Source organism: Candidatus Berkelbacteria bacterium (assembly GCA_016187225.1).
GTDB lineage: Bacteria > Patescibacteriota > UBA1384 > JACPKC01 > JACPKC01 > JACPKC01.
Genome location: JACPKC010000010.1, coordinates 292,944 through 307,962, shown reverse-complemented (window position 1 = coordinate 307,962; position 15,019 = coordinate 292,944). Strand labels below are relative to the sequence as shown.

The following is a 15,019-nucleotide window of genomic DNA, read 5'->3' as shown; positions in this document are numbered from 1 at the left end:
CCCAAATGACTCATCAAACTAATTCGTCAGTGACTATTCTGTCTAAGCGCACCCATGCGCCGGAATTTAAAATCCAAGTTGTTTTGGAAAGTTTTCAGCGAGACACAACCCTTGAACAAATCTGCCGTCGTTACGAGCTTGCTCCATCAGTAGTTCATTAGTGGCGAAAGGTTTTTCGCGCTCAAGCCAGTTCAATCTTTACTCATCCTGCCCAGTTGAAACGCGCCAGCTATCCGCCCGGCCAATCGCCGGATGAGCTCAAGCGAATCATTGGCGCCGTTACGGTCGAGAATGAAATTTTAAAAAAAGTTTTAGGGCGTTTAAATTAACGCCCAAAGAGAAGATGATGCTGGCCTTGCCCCTTTCCCAACCAGACAATTATATGAAAACCGACTTGGCGCGAGCTTTGGGTTTCAGTCGAAGATTGTTTTATGGCCGATCGGCTCAAGAACCAAAAGATCGGTTCATCGCCTGGGAGATTGAAAGACTGCATAATCTTGAAGATGACACTTTGGGTCATCGCAAGTTAGCCCAGCTCTTAAGTCTGGGCAAGAATCGAGTGCGGCGAGTGATGCAGAAGTATGGCTTAGCCGCGCGGCGGCTAAACAGAAAGTACCAATATCCCGGGCGCGCCGATCTTATTCATGCCAACCTGGCTAATGATCCCAGCGTCCGACTCGGCGCCGCGGTGATTATCTTTTCCGACATCTTTGAGTTGAAACTTGCTGACGGCTCACGCCTAAGAGGCTGTTTTGCTCTAAGAAAAGACACCCGTCAGATTCTTTCACTGGTTTTTGACTACGGCATGAGCCAGGAATTAGTCGACTCGGTCATCGAGCATCTGGATAGTCAAGCAATGGTAACCATTTTTCATTCCGACCAAGGTAAACAGTATGGCGCTCATAAAACCATCACCCAATTATTTGAGAAAGGATTTTATGCTTCCATGTCACGGGCTGGCACCCCCACGGACAATGCTTTTGCCGAACGGTTTGTCGGCATCTTCAAGCATGCCGTTGCCTGCTGGCGGCTACCCAGCGCTGGATTAATTTCTACAACAATCGCCGGCCCCACCAAGGCATCAGCAATCTTTCACCCAATGCCTATGCTCAAAGAAACGGTTTGAAAATAGTCTCTTCAATTGACAAATTAACTGTGCAATAAAACGGGGACTTGACATTCAAAATGGTGGTGCTTGTTTGAAAAAGTCAGAACCCATTTTACGGAAAACCCCGATTGACCTGCCTCCGTTTCGCTCCGGCGGAACGCTCGGGCGCGGCGGAATTCCCCCCACACCCCCCTTCCGCCGCGTCCTCGCTTCTGGCATTTCGGCGAAAAAATCTGGCGGCTATTTTAAATCTGAAACATCCAGATAATTCTTTCCGGTCTTGTGGCATTGAACAGCCAACTTGCACATTTCAAAAATCGGCTGGGGCAAGTTGTCCATATCGTACCAACCCCAAGACCCCGATTTTTCCGGTTCAAGAACTTTCGGCTCGCCACTTTTCCAATTTGCCACAAGACCAATATGGGTATAGTGCTTCGGCGCGTACTTCGTGATATTCGCTAAATATTGAAAGCGGATATTATCAAGTTCTATTCCACATTCTTCGTTTACTTCGCGCCGAGCACAATCCGCAAAAGATTCCATATATTCCAAATGGCCGCCGGGGAAGGAATACTCGCCCTCGCCATGCGAACCTTTGCGTTTTCCCAACAAAACTTTTCCGTCCTTCAAAATCATTACACCAACGCCAACTTTCGGGCGTTGTGCGGGACTATCTTTCGGCTCAAATTGGATAATTTGAAAACCATGTTTTTCTACTTCCTCCGGCGGTCAAAAAGTTTGGTCTTTGGTTTTGAGAATATAAGTGGCGACAACTTCAACTTTTCTTCCGGTATATTCCTTCTTGTCTTTGTCCCATTCCCCCAAAAACAAAGTGTCGCCTTCATTTACCTCAAAATCGGCAAGGCGTAATTCTAGCTTTTTCTTGCCGGATATAATTTTCTCAAAATATTCTCGCCAAACTTTTTTATGGATTATTGCCATACTTTTATACGATTTTTCTCCAACGCTTAAATGCTTTGATGTCGGCAGAATTTAGATCAAACCATTCTCCGTTCATTCTTTTTACTTCAAAGCGTCTATGCCAATACGCCTCGATTCCGCTAGGGTCGTCTGTTTTAATTTCGTGGATTAAATCCAAGCTTTCAGGCAATTGAATTTTAAGTTCATTTCCCCTTCGCACCGTATCGTTGGTTTTTCCGATTTTGTAATATTTGCCGTGTTTGAAAAGATAAACTGCGCCTACAATCTCCCCAGAACCAACATCGTTGATTTCGATTTTTGAGTGTTGTTCAATAACAGAGGTGCACAATTTTACAATATCTGCATGCCCTTTCTTCTCGGCATATTCCAATACTTTATCGGCTCTTTCTTTTTTATTTCCAAGGCGATCAAAACTTCCCGGACTTGGAAATTCGGAGTCTCTATGTCTTTTTCCAATCAAATCCGCGTTAGTAGGAAATTTGCCGATTTCTCGTATTAAAGTAACCATGCTTTCCAGCAAAAATTCCATGTCATGTGCTGATTGCAGAGTATTCGGCTCAAAACCCGCCGCACGCTGTGCTTCCCCAAAACTTGGCCAAAATTTCAAAATCTCGTATTCGTTAATTCCTGTCTCTTTTTGGAATCTTCCACGACCAAGCGGAACGCCGCCATTTTGCTTAGCGGTTTCTTGGATTGCTTTGATAATGTCTTGCTTTGCTGTCATAGCTATTTCAAAAGCTCATCCGGCTCGAACCGCCGAATCACCGGCGGCCAGCTGCATATGGATTTTCCGTACCCCTGGGAAACGCTTGCCGCGCTGCGGGTGGGGGCGCAGCGGCGGCGTACAAATACAGAATGGTGGACCTGGGCGGAATTGAACCGCCGTCCGCGAGGAGAGTGAGTGTGGTTTGTCTCAACCGAGGTTGAGATTTGACGAGTGTAGGGTTCTCCGCGTTTTCTTTCTGCTTTTTACTCGGAGTGTCTCGAAAGCAGGCAACCTAGCGGGTTACGCATCAGTCTTTGTGCTAGGCAGACAAGGATGATACGGCATTGCGATTAGGCGAATGCAGGTGCGAACGAAAATGCTTGCGCAAATGCGTTGCGCACCTTTGTTACTACATTATTGACAAGTAGTGTGCCGACTGGAAGATTAACGAGGAAACAGTCGATCCTCGACTCGAGCACAGACCACTCTGGGTCCTCACGTCGAAACCTGTTCAGGCCCGTAAAGGTGCATCCACTATATATCAGAACATTAGCTGGCGCGCAACTCGCGCTCTAGGTCGCGTTTACGATGCTTCTGCTTGAGGCGCTCGCGTTTTTCATATTGCTTGCGGCCACGGCCGAGACCAAGCTCCAATTTTGCCCGGCCACGTTTCAAATACAGGCGGACAGGAATGAGGGTTAAGCGTTTTTCCTGGAGTTTGCCAATTAATTTTTGGATTTCGCCACGGTGAAGAAGGAGTTTGCGTGTGCGAGTTGGAATTTCACCCGCGCCAATGTGTAGATTAAACACAACGAGTTCCGGTTCACCCACGTCTCGAGTATATCGAACACGGGCAAAACTTCCTTGAAGATTTACTTTTTTTGCGCGCACCGCCTTAATTTCATTCCCAGTTAAAACAATTCCTGCTTCATATTGAGCGAGAAGTTCATAATCGTGATACGCGCGTTTATTCGTTGCAATTACAAATTCACCCATATCAGAAGTATAACTGGTAAGTAGTTGACTGAGAATGATGAGCGGTTAGCATTGAACTCAATGTCGGCATTGTTTGTTGTTATCGATGGTACAGACGGGGCGGGTAAGGATACGCAAACGGCCCGACTTGCTAAAATTGCTAAATCGAGAGGATTTTCTGTTGCTACATTGAGTTATCCAAGCACTGGTGAAACTTTTTCGGGTCGATTTCTTAGACGCGAGCTTTTCACGGGCAAGCTTGGTGAGATGAATAAATTGCATCCGAAGCTTGTCGCATATCCATTTATCGTTGATCGATATGAGCAACAGCCACACCTTAAGGAGCTTATTGGTGAAAACGATCTAGTGATTGCAAATCGCTACGTGATCTCTACAATCGCGTATCAAGGCGCCGGTCTCCCGTCAGGCGAACGCCTCGAATTTCATGATTGGGTTGAAGAACTCGATTATGAAATTATGGGTAGTCCGCGCGAAGACGCAGTTATCTTTCTGTCGCTACCGATTGAGCAGGCTTCGAAACTGTTAGATCAACGTAAAATTAATGACCACTCGGGCCGAGATCTTTACGACGAGAGTCAGAATTTTCAAAGAGAAGTGTTCAAAGAGTATCAAAAACTCTGCGCGTCCAACAGTCACTGGCATGAGGTAAAGTGCAATGATGGTGGACGGATTCGTTCGATTGAGGAGATTGGAGTCGATATTGATAGATTAATCTTTGATGAACTCTGGTTGCTCAAGAAATGAGAGCGTTGAAAAACTTATTTTAAGAACTTTCTCCCTTCCGTCATTGCAAGGAGTCAAGAGCGACGAAGCAATCTAGTAGGATCGTCACGCTTCGCTCGCAATGACTTCGAACACTTTTCCAACAATCTCGACATAGAATTTGACGGAGGTCGAGAATGGATGTTAAGTTCAAGCATGTATTGATCTCAAGGAGGAGAGATGGAGCAACCGCCGCCATCGCGCATACAACTTAAAATTGTTAAGAACTACGCCGCTTTAGCAAAGTTAGCAACTGGCCTGCGAGCGGTTGGTCGCAAGACGGTGGTGACCATTGGCTCGTGGGATATGTTGCATATCGGCCATGTTCGCTACTTACTAAAGGCACGCAATTTTGGTGACACGCTAATTGTTGGCGTAGACAGCGATCGTGCTATCAAGTTGTATAAAGGGCCGCTTCGCCCGGTTGTGCCAGAAGACGAGCGATGTGAGATGCTTAGTTATCAGGAAGGCGTTGACTTTGTAACACTCATCGACGACGTAGATGAAGATGGCGTATGGAATTACGAACTTATTAAAGCAATTAAGCCCAATGTGTTTGTGGCCGTTGAGGGAAGTTATCCAGAAAATCAACTGGCTGAAATTAAGAAATATGCGGATAAATTGGTAGTCTTGTCACGCCAAGCCAACACTTCAACTTCAGTTAAAATTGAGGACACGGTCAAGAATCATTTGGAGCAAATGTATGGCTTGATTGCCAAAAAACGCAATGTTGAAGAAGTTTCTGCATGAATTCTATTTGCATTCTTGACGTTCCGGTGTTGCATCGAGGTTACCTAGAGTTCTTTCAAATAGCGGCGCCGCAAGCCCAGACCCTTTATTTGTTTGATAACAAACTTCTCGCAGATACTGCTGACCTCCATACAGAAATTCGCGCTATCGAACCACGAATTATGCAAGGATTAATCTCTTCACTTAGCATTTTTAATCGTGTTGAGGTATTGAATCAGAACACCGCTCTGAAAATTCGCCCAAACGTTGCGAAAATCATCACGGCGCGTGAAGACATCTCCGAGCGATTGGTGGCGAAGCTGTTTCCAGATGCGGAGGTAATTACGCAGAACGTTTTTTTGCGCTGGGACGCGACCGTTGTTAATTCTTCAAAAACCCTTGATGATACGCTTGTCTCAACCGATGCGTTTGATCGAAAAATGATGACCTTGGCTAGTAAAGAAGGTGCGAGGAGTTCATGCTGGTGGAGAGCGGTGGGGGCAATTCTTGTCCAAGACAGGCAGGTGGCGCTAGCAGAATATAACCATCATGTGCCTTCTGCTCACACTCCATATGCGGATGGAGACCCTAGGGATATGATTGAGGCTGGAACTCGGAGCGAGCTTTCAACAAGTATTCACGCGGAGCAATCAATTATTGCCGAGGCCGCAAAACGCGGCATCGCTCTCGAAGGCGCTACTCTCTACGTCACAGTATTTCCCTGCCCGATCTGCGCCAAACTTGTAGCATATTCAGGCATCAAAAAGTTGTATTTCAGTGGCGGCCACGCCTCACTCGATGGAGAGTCAATTCTTAGGGCGAATAAGATTAAAATCGTGCGGGTGCAGTAATGGTTCTAGCCGATCGGGAAGATGACGGGAGTTGCTCGATTGGTTATTTTGTCGACTGTTGGAACAATAATATGGGCGTGCAGATGGCAAACAGTAGCGCCAGTATAGCGTGTTTCGCCGAAACGCAGTGCAAGAGCACCGCCTGGCAAACCGAATTTCTTTTCAGCCCAGGCGACAAGTTGACCAATCGCTTGCCAGTCGGCGTCAGATAGTTCGCCCAATCGTTCGTGATGCGCTTTGGCAATGAGTAGAAGGTGGAGCTGTGTTTTAGGATATGGCCAACTGCTTTCCGTAATCATCCAGCCTTTAAATTCGCGCAAGATCGGCTTTTTGTGATATTTGAAATTATCCGAACAAAATGGACACCTTGCTTCTTTGTTAATAGTCGCAATCACTTGTTGGTACTCGGAATTGCGCGTCGCATAATGGGGATCCACCACTTGCTTAGCCATGCTTATTCCTGAACGGAAATATTTTTAATTTGAGGATGCGGGTCATAATTTTCGAGCATTATGTCGTCAATTTTAAAATCAAAGATGTTTTTTATTTTTGGATTAAGCTTGACGGTTGGGAGAGGTCTGGGCTCGCGCGTGAGCAACTCCTCCACAGCCCAGCGTTGATCATTGTAGATGTGAGCATCACTAATTGTATGGATTAAAGCCTTAGCCTTAAAACCGGTTACTTGGGCAATCATCATAAGGAGTAGAGCATATTCCCCAATGTTGAACGGAATTCCGATTGGAAAGTCGCCACTGCGTTGTGTGTGGTGCATTGTTAGTTCGCCGTTTTGATGCACAATTTGAAAGTCTCCATGACAAGGAGCAATAAAGACTCGTTCCGTGCCATCGTCATTATTGAAATCTTTTGGATTCCAGGTGACAACTCTGTGTCGTCGATAGTCGGGGAAACGCTTAAGCCCGTCGATTAGGCGAGTGATTTGATCAACGCCATCTTTTCGATACGCGCCAGCTTTAGGTGTTGCGCCATCGGCGCAAAACGATCCATCAGGTTCTTCTTGAGATGCGCCAAAGTTTCGCCACTGATGCCCATAGATAGGACCAAGATCGCCGACCTCGCGGCCATAAGGCAGTGTATTTTTCGCCTCGCCCCAGGTATCCCAAAAATGAACACCATCTTTGTGCAGGTCTGTGAGATGCGTGCTACCAGAAAGTATCCAAAGCAATTCGGCGCGCAACGCTTTCCAAGAGCCTTTTAAGCTCCGCGTGGTAATTAAGGGAAAGCCAGCGTCTAACTCAAAACGCATTTGAACACCTACCCCGGTGATAGCGTCTTCTTTCTGCGGACCGCCTTTGGCGACTCCGTAGTCAAGAACATGACGCAGGGCATCGAGATATTGTTTCATCGTTACTGCTTTCGATTGTACATGAGAAAGTCGAACGCGTAGGCATGTTTTTTATCAGCGGCATGATGCACGCGTTCAACCTCTGCCCATTTTTCATCTAATTCTGGAAAAAATGCGTCTCCCTCAAACACACCCTCGACCACAGTGAGGTATATGCGCGTTGCTTCTGGAAGAAAAGTTTTATATACCTTGCCGCCTCCGCCAATGATAATCTCGTTTTGGTTAATTTTTGCGGTCTCGCGCTTTGCAATGGCGAGCGCTTCCTCTGGGGTATGGGCGACGATCGTTCCCGGCGCCAAGCCTTTTCGATCGCTTGTAAGGATAATATGGCTTCGATTAGGCAATAAGCGACCGATTGATTCATAAGTATTCCGCCCCAAGATGAGCACTTTACCGGTCGTCTTCTTTCGAAAAAAAGTGCGGTCATCAGGTAAATCCCAGGGAATTTGTCCATCTTTTCCAATTGCGCGGTTTCGACCTATCGCGGCAATCATCGTAATGATCATACTTTCATCATTAGCACGATTGACAAAATACGTCTAACCAGATGATTATATGAGTTAGAGAAAGGAATATATGGAAGAAAAAGAAAAACTTCAGAATATGCGTCACAGTTGCGCTCACTTGCTTGCCGCGGCAGTTCAAGAACTTTGGCCGGATGTCAAACTGGGAATTGGCCCAGTGATCGAAAACGGGCTTTATTACGATTTTGACCTTGGGCATCGCATTACCGAAGAAGATTTCCCCGCGATTGAAAAGAAAATGGCGGAAATTAAGGCGCAGAATTTAGTCTATGAACGTAAAGAATTCCCAATCGCCGAAGCCGTGCAACGAGTTAAGGCAATGAATCAACCTTACAAGCTCGAACTGATTGAACAAATCGAGTCAACTGGCTCAACAGTTGTAACTGGAGATCATCAACGGAGTCAACCATCATCAGGGGCAGTAACTTTTTATACAACAGGAAAGTTCATCGATCTGTGTCGGGGTGGACATGTTAGAAATACAAGCGAGATTGGACCGTTCAAAATTCTTTCTGTCGCTGGCGCTTATTGGCGGGGAGATGAAAAAAACAAGATGCTCCAACGCATCTATGTTGCTTGTTTTCAAAATCAGGTCGAACTCGATGAGCATGTAAAGCGCTTGGCCGAGGCGCGGGAACACGACCATCGCAAGTTGGGCAAAGAACTTGGTTTGTTTGCGTTTTCGAAAGTGGTTGGCAAAGGCTTGCCTCTTTGGACTGAAAAAGGCGCAACAATTCGCCGCGTTCTTGAACGTTTTATTGTTGATGAAGAAATTCGTCGTGGCTATAAACATGTTTACACACCGGATATTGCCAACCTTGATTTATACCGCAAATCTGGACACTACCCTTATTACAAAGATTCAATGTACGCCCCAATTGTGATCGATGGCGAAGAATACATGCTTCGACCAATGACTTGCCCGCATCATTATGAACTTTTTTTGAGCGCATCTCGGAGTTATCGAGATTTGCCGATGCGTCTAGCCGAGGTGGCCAAGCTCTATCGTTATGAACAATCAGGCGAGCTTTCGGGGTTAATTCGGGTTCGGTCGTTTTCACTCGCTGACGCGCATATTATTTGCGCCGACGTCAATCAGGCGGAAGTTGAAATTGCGCGCGCACTTGACCTGATTGAATATTTGGCCCAAGTCTTTGGTTTCAAGATGGGTAAAGATTATTGGTATCGACTCTCGCTAGGCGATCGAGGAGATGAAAAAAAATACTTTAAAAACGATGCCGCTTGGGATGAAGGTGAGAAAATGCTTCGACAAGTCCTGACCACTCGTCAAGCTGAATTTATCGAGGCGCCGGGCGAGGCTGCATTTTATGGGCCCAAAATTGATATTCAGATGCGCAATGTCAATGGCAAAGAAGACACCGCTTTCACAGTTCAGTACGATTTTGCGATGCCAGCTCGGTTTAACCTTGTTTATGCCGCTCCAGATGGCAGTGAAAAATTGGCGGTGGTTGTCCACCGTTCATCGATTGGTGCTATCGAGCGAATTATTGCATTTCTTATTGAATTTTATGCTGGCAAGTTTCCGTTTTGGCTTGCACCTGTTCAGATCAAAATCCTGCCAATTTCTGATCGGCACCTAGAATACGCAGATCAAGTGGCAGAAACTCTTCAAGCCTATCGGGTGGAAGTTGACGGACGTCCCGAAAGTATTGGCAAGAAAATTCGTACTGCTCAACTTGAAAAAGTCCCCTATATGCTTATTGTAGGCGATAAAGAACTTGAATCGCGTCAAGTTGCCGTTCGCGCTCGTGACGAGGGAGATTTAGGGACTCAACCCCTCAAAGCCTTTGTTGAGACTATCAAGCGTATTGACAAAACAGTTTAATTTTCCTGTTTTTCTTCTTTAGTATCGGCTTCCTTGGCTTCAGGTTGCTCGACTTCTTTTTCTTTCTCTTTATCGAGTTTTTCAACCGCTTCAGCTTCTACCGCAGTTGTATCTTGCGCAAGTTCCGCCTGGAGCTCTTCTTCGCTCATTGGCTCTTCAACGCTCGCAACTACAGCGTCGGCGTCGTTGAGTATCTCGATCCCAACTGGTACCTGAATATCACTTACATGGATCATGTCGTCAAAAGTTTTCAAAACTGCAATATCAACTTCAATTGCATCCACAAGGTCGGTTGGGAGGGCGCGCACCTCAAATTCAGTGAGCGAGGTAATTAGATTACCTTCAAGTTCTCGAACGGCTGGCGCTGTTCCTACGAATCGCAATGGGATTTCAGTATCAACAGTTTCCTTAAGATTAACGGCATAAAGATCGGCATGCAGAATTTCATCTTTGGCTGGATCGAATTGGACATCATGAATCAGAATTTTAACCGGATCAGCATTATCACGAGTTAGGGTGACTAGAGTATTACTGCCTGCATCTTGATATATTTTTCGAAATGATTTTGCATCCAACGTGAGTGCGACATTTTCAACTTCATGGCCATACAGAATCGCTGGAATCTTTTGTTCGTTCCTCAAGTGAGATGCTTTAGTCTTTGCTAAATCGCGCACCAAGGCATGCAGGGCAATATCTTTTTTAGAGCTCATTCCATAATTCCTTTAGAAGTTAACTTTAAATTTTTAGTCATAGGTTTTTCCTAGGATGATTTTTTGGTTTCTAGCTTTTGAAAAATCGATTTAAAATCGCCTTGAAAATTTTGAAGGGCCTGATGCAAGTCAATGACGTCGTCGGGCGAGATACGTTTGATGTCCTTGTTTTTTTGACCCAACTGAACCACGTAGAGAATCAAACTGGGTGCATGGCCGCGATGACAAGAAACTTGAATTAAGAAATTTTTATCTATCGAACCACGAATTTTGATTTCTTCTAAGCTAAACTGACGACCACAAACAGGGCATTCGAGGTCATGATGCGCACTGTGTAGAATATCAAAAATTAGCGTTTGATCCATAAGCCTCCTATAAACTCGACGGATCAATCTTACTCGGGATGACTCCTGGTGTCAACGCGGCTGTGCTTGTTTTAGACGCCAGGCATTGATAGAGGCATGATTCCCGGATTTGAGAATATCTGGCACTGAAAGAATGCCAAGTTCTGGTCTACTTGCGGGCGTGTAGGCATCAGGGCGAGTATAGGTGGGAAAATCATGTCTTTGCGAACTGTGAGATTCAGAGTCAAGAGAGCGGGGATTACCAAGAACACCTGGAACGAGGCGAGCAATAGTATCGACAATTACTGCGGCAGGCAACTCGCCACCAGTCAAAATATAATCACCAATCGAAATTTCTCTATCAACCAATTTTCGGACACGCTCATCAAACCCTTCATAGTGGCCGGCAATTAAAACCAGGTGTTTTTTAGAATCAGCAAGCTCTCCCGCTATTTTTTGAGTGAAGCGTTCGCCTTGAGGGGTGAGCAAAATTTTAATATCCTTTTTGGATGCAAGTTCATTGAGCGCGCGATCGATCACATCAACCTTAAGTACCATTCCCGCGCCACCACCATAAGGGGCATCATCCACAATTTTATGTTTCCCCAGAGCCCAGTCGCGTAGGTTGCGCACTTCAACCTCAATTATGCCGGTCTTGACTGCCCGACCAAGAATCGAGCCTTCAAGAAACGGCCCCAGCATTTCCGGGAACAAGGTAAGAAGCGTGAATTTCAACGCTTATAAGATTGAAGTAGGATTCTCGCTCGGCATTGAGTCTCTATGCGAGGTGTCATCGTTTAGAGTAACAGAATCACTATTTGAGCTTGTTTGAGTCACTGGCGCCGCCGTTGTTGATGGGAGTTCGTGATTGATTTCATCAGGCGTATATGTACCGCCCCCTGGTTCAGCAATCTTCAGGTTAACCCGAGCGTTATTTCGCGCGCCAAGAACGCGCAAAAGAGTCCGAATTGCTTTCGCCGTTCGGCCTTCTTTGCCAATGATCTTGCCCATATCCGAAGGATCAACGCTCAAAGTAAGTAAGACGCCGAGCTCATCAACCTTGCGATCGACAATAACTTTATCTGGATTGTCAACGAGTGCTTTTACAATCATCTCTACAAATTCTTGATCTTTGTCCATAGATTTCCCTTTCTTCATTTACTTTCAGATGGTTCGATTTTCTCGGCTTTAGCTGATTCTTTTTCCTCCTTAGAATCGATTTTCTTTGCATCTAATTTTTTTTGACGTTGGGGTTCGGCGCTCATCTCTGTTTTTTCTTTTGGAGCAGTTTCGGCTGATTTTTTTGTCGATTCGGGGTGGAGGCGAATCTTAATTTGTGCGTGCTTCATGCCATCACGCACTAAGAGTTTAGCCACGGTATTTGAAGGTTGAGCGCCTGTGTCGAGCCATTTTAAAATTTCGTCCTGTTTGAGAACTAGCTCTTTAGAACGAGGGTTGTAATGACCCACTACAGCAATGAATTTCCCCTTGATCGGGGCAGTGTGTTCGGCAATAACCAGACGATAGTGAGGTTGATGTTTTTTACCAGTTCGACGTAAGCGGATCCGTAACATCGTAAATTCCTTGCTAGTGCTAGCGTTTCTTGAAACTGGCACCGAGTTTAATGGTTTTGGGTAATTTCGTCAAGATATTCGGATAAGCAAGCGCAAAACTTTTGCCATCGATCGCTGTTTTTCCCGCCCATTGAAGTTCGGTAATGCAGTACCAAACTCTCTCTAACCGACCTTCAAGGATCTTGAGGCGTTTACCAAATTCTAAAGTGTAAACACCTGGCCAAGGTGTATAAGCGCGTATCCGACGGTCAAGCTGTCGCGGCGAAATAGCTGTAAGCCGGATTTCGCCATTTTCTTTAGTAAGTTTTCGCGTTGTGCTCGCCCGCGCTTCCTCTTGGGGTTGGGGCATGATTTTATGAGTAAGAAAATTTCTTAAAGTTGGAATAACTGTCTGAGCGGCAATTTGGGCGAGACGATCAGTTAAAGATGAAGTAGTGTCGTTGGGTTGAATGGCAACAGGAAAACTTTGCAAGATCGGACCGGTATCGAGTCCCGCTTCCATAAGCATAAATGTGATTCCGGTTCTCGTCTCTCCTTTTGAAATTACCGCTTGGACAGGACTCGCGCCACGGTAAGCAGGCAGAAGCGAGGCATGAATATTGATCGCTCCGTACCGAGGCAGGTCAAGAACTGATTGGGGTAGAATTTTTCCGTAGGCCGCAACGAGGAAAAAGTCAGACCTTTGACCCTCAAGAACAGATAATAGTTCTGGGGTGGTGGCAGGGGTTGCAACTGAAATTTTGGCGGAATCTGCTAAAATGTGAACTGCGGTTAATCTCAAGTTGTTGCCCCGTCCAGTTGGTTTGGGCGGCTCTGTTACAACTAAAGTTGGTCGCCAAGTTTGATCCATCAGAGTTTCAAGAATTGTTGCGGCAAAATTAGGGCTACCGAAAAAGACAAAGTTAGGCATAAAGGTTATTGGGGAACACGTCTACTGGTAATCAATGATGAGTTTTCCATCGAGATGGTCGAGTTCATGTTGAAGAATGCGGGCATGAAAATCACGTGCCCGAAATTGAATTATTTTACTGTCAAAATTTGTGGCTCGCACCTTGATTTTTTTAAATCTCGGCACAGAAACTTCTATATTTGGAAGCGATAGACAACCTTCGATTGCATTCTCGACTCCGTTATCTTTCGATAAAATTTTTGGATTGATTAAAACTTGAAGCGGGATCGCCACGGCTTTGGGGTCATCTTGATCCGGCTGATACTCAATCACTATTAAACGCAAGGCGCGGCCAACTTGAGGCGCGGCCAAACCGACACCCTTGTTAGCGCGCATCGTTTCGATCATATCCTGAACAAGCGCCTGGATTTTTGAGTCAACTCGGGGCACTTTTTTGGCGGGTGTTGTAAGAATTGGATTCGGGTAGGTAAGAATATCAATCAGCATAATTTGGACTAAAAGTATATCCTAGTCGTCGATGTGCGCCAAGCGAATTGCGAGACGATAGGTATCCAAAAGCCGTTGAGTGGTGGCTTTAACGGAGTATTGCTTCTTCGCCACCGCTTGCGCCATTTTACCGTATTGTTCGCGAAGAGCAGGACGATGTAAAAGTTGGCGAATGCCAGCGCTGAAAGCTGTGTGGGTTGGGCGCGACACAATACCAGTGCGATGATCTTCGACAATATCAGCCGTGCCGCGAGCATCGAAGACAACGGCTGGTAAGCCAGCCGCAAAAGCCTCAAGAACCGTCAGTGGATGTACCTCGCTTTTGGATGCGGTCACGAAAAAAGTCGCGCCTGCATAGACATGCGGCATTTTTTCGTAGGGCATAGCTCCAAGAAAATGAATGCGTTCACTGGCTTTTAAGGTATGGGCAAGTATCTCTAATTCGGCACGTTGCGGCCCATCACCAACAAGCGCAAGATGCGGATGTTCGGGTAATGCCGCGATCGTTCGAATTAGAAATTCAAGATTTTTTTCCTCGGAGAGTCGCCCGCTGTACAAAAGAATAGGGGTGTCAATTTTAAGCGCTAGGCGTTTGCTCAAATATAAAACGTCACCGGTGGCAAAATGACCAACATCGATTCCATTCGGCACATGCTGAATGGGTGCGGTAATGCCGTCGGCCTTGAGGGCTTTCAAGGTACTTAAGGCGGGCGCAACAACAACCGTGCATTGATTGATAAATTCGGTGACATATTTTGCCAGTGGCTCCTTGAGGATCGAGCCAATGACTGGCACGTGATGAGTGTAGTTCATGTATTGAGTATGATTTGTAAAGATTAGCGGTCGATGCGCGCGTTTAGCAATTTTGAGCGCCCAATGCCCAAGCGTAAAAGGATGGTGTGTATGAATGATATGAGCGCGCGCAAGAAGCTTGTGGAGTTGACTCAAGTGGGGAAATGAAAGCGAATAACCTGATCGACCCGGCAAAGGTAAGGCGGGAACAGAATGTAACCCCCGCAAGCGAACGCGCACTCCAGGTGTGGCAGGTGCGATAATTGAGACCTGGTGACCTTGGCGCTTCAACTCATCGTGTATCAAAAGCACAGCATTAACAACGCCATTTTTCAGCGGTAAAAAAGCCTCTGTGACAAGCGCAATGTGCATCAAA

Annotated in this window: 21 protein-coding genes and 1 other RNA gene; 6 read left to right on the top strand and 16 right to left on the bottom strand. The window is 46.0% G+C overall.

Annotation, left to right across the window (positions count from 1 at the left end; genetic code table 11):
* The first annotated feature begins 5 nt into the window (after positions 1–5).
* Positions 6–161, top strand: a complete 156-nt coding sequence (locus tag HYW32_04445; GenBank protein MBI2590235.1) for a transposase — start codon at positions 6–8, stop codon at positions 159–161.
* A gap of 221 nt (positions 162–382) precedes the next feature.
* Positions 383–1,126, top strand: a complete 744-nt coding sequence (locus HYW32_04440; GenBank protein ID MBI2590234.1) for a transposase — start codon at positions 383–385, stop codon at positions 1,124–1,126.
* A 222-nt stretch (positions 1,127–1,348) separates the two neighbouring features.
* Here the strand turns inward: HYW32_04440 and HYW32_04435 are convergent, their stop codons facing one another.
* The 5 genes from HYW32_04435 to smpB all read right to left on the bottom strand — a co-directional run bounded on the left by HYW32_04435 (position 1,349) and on the right by smpB (position 3,752).
* Positions 1,349–1,744, bottom strand: a complete 396-nt coding sequence (locus HYW32_04435) for an NUDIX domain-containing protein (protein ID MBI2590233.1) — start codon at positions 1,742–1,744, stop codon at positions 1,349–1,351.
* Between the two features lie 93 nt (positions 1,745–1,837).
* On the bottom strand, positions 1,838–2,050 hold the full coding sequence (locus tag HYW32_04430; GenBank protein ID MBI2590232.1) for a DUF3850 domain-containing protein: 213 nt from the start codon (positions 2,048–2,050) through the stop codon (positions 1,838–1,840).
* Positions 2,051–2,054: 4 nt separating this feature from the next.
* Positions 2,055–2,774, bottom strand: a complete 720-nt coding sequence (locus HYW32_04425; GenBank protein ID MBI2590231.1) for a GIY-YIG nuclease family protein — start codon at positions 2,772–2,774, stop codon at positions 2,055–2,057.
* Between the two features lie 132 nt (positions 2,775–2,906).
* Positions 2,907–3,275: a transfer-messenger RNA gene (ssrA, locus tag HYW32_04420) on the bottom strand.
* Between the two features lie 30 nt (positions 3,276–3,305).
* Entirely contained in the window at positions 3,306–3,752 is a 447-nt protein-coding gene (smpB, locus tag HYW32_04415) for an SsrA-binding protein SmpB (protein ID MBI2590230.1), read from the bottom strand.
* Positions 3,753–3,803: 51 nt separating this feature from the next.
* On the opposite strand from smpB, the gene HYW32_04410 reads away from it, so the two are divergent.
* From HYW32_04410 to HYW32_04400, 3 genes are all read left to right on the top strand, one after another.
* Positions 3,804–4,496 (top strand): hypothetical protein, encoded by a 693-nt coding sequence (locus HYW32_04410; GenBank protein MBI2590229.1) that lies wholly within the window; start codon positions 3,804–3,806, stop codon positions 4,494–4,496.
* 198 nt (positions 4,497–4,694) lie between these two features.
* Complete coding sequence (locus HYW32_04405) at positions 4,695–5,264, top strand: adenylyltransferase/cytidyltransferase family protein (protein MBI2590228.1); 570 nt, start codon at positions 4,695–4,697, stop codon at positions 5,262–5,264.
* A complete protein-coding gene (locus tag HYW32_04400; protein ID MBI2590227.1) occupies positions 5,261–6,094 on the top strand; it encodes a hypothetical protein in 834 nt (277 codons plus the stop codon). Before HYW32_04405 ends, HYW32_04400 begins: the two co-directional genes overlap by 4 nt.
* A 5-nt stretch (positions 6,095–6,099) precedes the next feature.
* Here the strand turns inward: HYW32_04400 and HYW32_04395 are convergent, their stop codons facing one another.
* The 3 genes from HYW32_04395 to HYW32_04385 are packed head-to-tail and all read right to left on the bottom strand — an operon-like array spanning position 6,100 to position 7,963.
* Complete coding sequence (locus HYW32_04395; protein ID MBI2590226.1) at positions 6,100–6,546, bottom strand: HIT domain-containing protein; 447 nt, start codon at positions 6,544–6,546, stop codon at positions 6,100–6,102.
* Between the two features lie 2 nt (positions 6,547–6,548).
* Positions 6,549–7,457, bottom strand: a complete 909-nt coding sequence (gene thyA / locus HYW32_04390; protein ID MBI2590225.1) for a thymidylate synthase — start codon at positions 7,455–7,457, stop codon at positions 6,549–6,551.
* 2 nt (positions 7,458–7,459) lie between these two features.
* The gene (locus HYW32_04385; protein ID MBI2590224.1) at positions 7,460–7,963 is read right to left on the bottom strand and encodes a dihydrofolate reductase; all 504 of its coding nucleotides are present in this window, start codon (positions 7,961–7,963) and stop codon (positions 7,460–7,462) included.
* Between the two features lie 70 nt (positions 7,964–8,033).
* On the opposite strand from HYW32_04385, the gene HYW32_04380 reads away from it, so the two are divergent.
* Positions 8,034–9,827 carry a threonine--tRNA ligase gene (locus HYW32_04380; protein ID MBI2590223.1) on the top strand — a complete coding sequence of 598 codons (1,794 nt, stop codon included), beginning with the start codon at positions 8,034–8,036 and terminating at the stop codon, positions 9,825–9,827.
* Here HYW32_04380 and HYW32_04375 read toward each other — a convergent pair.
* Genes HYW32_04375 through HYW32_04340 form a run of 8 tightly spaced genes read right to left on the bottom strand, consistent with a single transcriptional unit; the run spans position 9,824 to position 15,015 of the window.
* A complete protein-coding gene (locus tag HYW32_04375) occupies positions 9,824–10,537 on the bottom strand; it encodes a 50S ribosomal protein L25 (protein ID MBI2590222.1) in 714 nt (237 codons plus the stop codon). The two genes, HYW32_04380 and HYW32_04375, sit on opposite strands and share 4 nt — an antisense overlap.
* 50 nt (positions 10,538–10,587) lie before the next feature.
* Positions 10,588–10,902: a hypothetical protein gene (locus tag HYW32_04370; protein ID MBI2590221.1), complete on the bottom strand. Its 315-nt coding sequence runs from the start codon at positions 10,900–10,902 to the stop codon at positions 10,588–10,590.
* A gap of 51 nt (positions 10,903–10,953) precedes the next feature.
* A complete protein-coding gene (gene trmD, locus HYW32_04365) occupies positions 10,954–11,616 on the bottom strand; it encodes a tRNA (guanosine(37)-N1)-methyltransferase TrmD (GenBank protein MBI2590220.1) in 663 nt (220 codons plus the stop codon).
* Positions 11,617–11,619: 3 nt separating this feature from the next.
* The gene (locus HYW32_04360; GenBank protein ID MBI2590219.1) at positions 11,620–12,021 is read right to left on the bottom strand and encodes a KH domain-containing protein; all 402 of its coding nucleotides are present in this window, start codon (positions 12,019–12,021) and stop codon (positions 11,620–11,622) included.
* A 14-nt stretch (positions 12,022–12,035) separates the two neighbouring features.
* Entirely contained in the window at positions 12,036–12,455 is a 420-nt protein-coding gene (gene rpsP, locus HYW32_04355) for a 30S ribosomal protein S16 (protein MBI2590218.1), read from the bottom strand.
* Between the two features lie 19 nt (positions 12,456–12,474).
* Positions 12,475–13,365, bottom strand: coding sequence for a methionyl-tRNA formyltransferase (gene fmt, locus HYW32_04350; protein MBI2590217.1), 891 nt, complete (start codon positions 13,363–13,365; stop codon positions 12,475–12,477).
* A gap of 21 nt (positions 13,366–13,386) precedes the next feature.
* A complete protein-coding gene (def, locus tag HYW32_04345; GenBank protein ID MBI2590216.1) occupies positions 13,387–13,851 on the bottom strand; it encodes a peptide deformylase in 465 nt (154 codons plus the stop codon).
* A gap of 21 nt (positions 13,852–13,872) precedes the next feature.
* Entirely contained in the window at positions 13,873–15,015 is a 1,143-nt protein-coding gene (locus HYW32_04340) for a glycosyltransferase (GenBank protein MBI2590215.1), read from the bottom strand.
* Between the last annotated feature and the right edge of the window lie 4 nt (positions 15,016–15,019).

Bases quoted from the DNA above. Each gene is read 5' to 3' on its own strand.
- HYW32_04445 (MBI2590235.1), top strand. From the start codon at position 6: ATGACTCATCAAACTAATTCGTCAGTGACTATTCTGTCTAAGCGCACC.
- HYW32_04440 (MBI2590234.1), top strand. From the start codon at position 383: ATGAAAACCGACTTGGCGCGAGCTTTGGGTTTCAGTCGAAGATTGTTT.
- HYW32_04435 (MBI2590233.1), bottom strand. From the start codon at position 1,744: ATGATTTTGAAGGACGGAAAAGTTTTGTTGGGAAAACGCAAAGGTTCG.
- HYW32_04430 (MBI2590232.1), bottom strand. From the start codon at position 2,050: ATGGCAATAATCCATAAAAAAGTTTGGCGAGAATATTTTGAGAAAATT.
- HYW32_04425 (MBI2590231.1), bottom strand. From the start codon at position 2,774: ATGACAGCAAAGCAAGACATTATCAAAGCAATCCAAGAAACCGCTAAG.
- smpB (MBI2590230.1), bottom strand. From the start codon at position 3,752: ATGGGTGAATTTGTAATTGCAACGAATAAACGCGCGTATCACGATTAT.
- HYW32_04405 (MBI2590228.1), top strand. From the start codon at position 4,695: ATGGAGCAACCGCCGCCATCGCGCATACAACTTAAAATTGTTAAGAAC.
- HYW32_04400 (MBI2590227.1), top strand. From the start codon at position 5,261: ATGAATTCTATTTGCATTCTTGACGTTCCGGTGTTGCATCGAGGTTAC.
- HYW32_04395 (MBI2590226.1), bottom strand. From the start codon at position 6,546: ATGGCTAAGCAAGTGGTGGATCCCCATTATGCGACGCGCAATTCCGAG.
- thyA (MBI2590225.1), bottom strand. From the start codon at position 7,457: ATGAAACAATATCTCGATGCCCTGCGTCATGTTCTTGACTACGGAGTC.
- HYW32_04385 (MBI2590224.1), bottom strand. From the start codon at position 7,963: ATGATCATTACGATGATTGCCGCGATAGGTCGAAACCGCGCAATTGGA.
- HYW32_04380 (MBI2590223.1), top strand. From the start codon at position 8,034: ATGGAAGAAAAAGAAAAACTTCAGAATATGCGTCACAGTTGCGCTCAC.
- HYW32_04375 (MBI2590222.1), bottom strand. From the start codon at position 10,537: ATGAGCTCTAAAAAAGATATTGCCCTGCATGCCTTGGTGCGCGATTTA.
- HYW32_04370 (MBI2590221.1), bottom strand. From the start codon at position 10,902: ATGGATCAAACGCTAATTTTTGATATTCTACACAGTGCGCATCATGAC.
- HYW32_04360 (MBI2590219.1), bottom strand. From the start codon at position 12,021: ATGGACAAAGATCAAGAATTTGTAGAGATGATTGTAAAAGCACTCGTT.
- rpsP (MBI2590218.1), bottom strand. From the start codon at position 12,455: ATGTTACGGATCCGCTTACGTCGAACTGGTAAAAAACATCAACCTCAC.
- fmt (MBI2590217.1), bottom strand. From the start codon at position 13,365: ATGCCTAACTTTGTCTTTTTCGGTAGCCCTAATTTTGCCGCAACAATT.
- def (MBI2590216.1), bottom strand. From the start codon at position 13,851: ATGCTGATTGATATTCTTACCTACCCGAATCCAATTCTTACAACACCC.
- HYW32_04340 (MBI2590215.1), bottom strand. From the start codon at position 15,015: ATGCACATTGCGCTTGTCACAGAGGCTTTTTTACCGCTGAAAAATGGC.